Source organism: Klebsiella sp. JN_Kp121 (assembly GCF_040062145.1).
Taxonomy (GTDB): Bacteria; Pseudomonadota; Gammaproteobacteria; order Enterobacterales; family Enterobacteriaceae; genus Klebsiella; species Klebsiella aerogenes.
The window spans coordinates 1-662 of record NZ_JBEAHX010000023.1 but is presented as its reverse complement, the minus strand read 5'-3'; the positions used below and the strand labels follow the sequence as shown (position 1 = coordinate 662).

The following is a 662-nucleotide window of genomic DNA, read 5'->3' as shown; positions in this document are numbered from 1 at the left end:
ATGGTGGTGAAGAAGAACGCCGCCCACACCTGCAGCCATTCGGAAGTGGTGAAGCCGAGCTCATCGACAAACATCATCGGCATGACCACCGCGAAGCCGAACAGCGACAGGGTGTTGATAATGCGCACGATGCTGGAGAGCATAATGCTGCGGTTGGTGTAGATAAGGGTCACCGCGCGCCCCAGCTCGGAGAACTTCTCGCGGGTGGTGAGATTCTGCATATGGCGCGGGGTTTCGGTGTTGCGCAGCGCCGCCAGGGCAATCAGCCCGCCGGTGACACAGAACGCCAGCGCCAGCCACAGGGTGCCCATCTCGCCAATGTGCGGAATGGTGAAGCTCGGAATATAGCTGCCGAACACGCCGATGCCGACGGAGTAGACCGCCCAGAACCAGCCCAGGGCCGAGCTGGAGCTGTCGCTGCGGACGTTATGGATAATGGCGACGATAAACGAATAGAGGAACAGCGGATAGGCCAGGCCGCGGATGCCGTAAAACAGCAGGATTAAGGCGTAGTTGGCGCGACCGAGGCCGAAGACGAGGAACAGGACGTGGAACACGCACCACAGCACGAAACCGATAAACATGGTTTTACGCGGGGTGATAATTTCCGCGACCACGCCGGAGACCCAGGCCGAGAGGGCGGCGGCGAGGCCGTAGAGGGT

1 protein-coding gene is annotated in these 662 nt (G+C 60.7%); it reads right to left on the bottom strand.

Translation table 11 applies throughout. The features are described from left to right. Positions 1–662, bottom strand: a 662-nt coding sequence (locus tag ABLU86_RS17720) for an MFS transporter (protein ID WP_348796039.1), incomplete at both ends; no start/stop codon positions are given.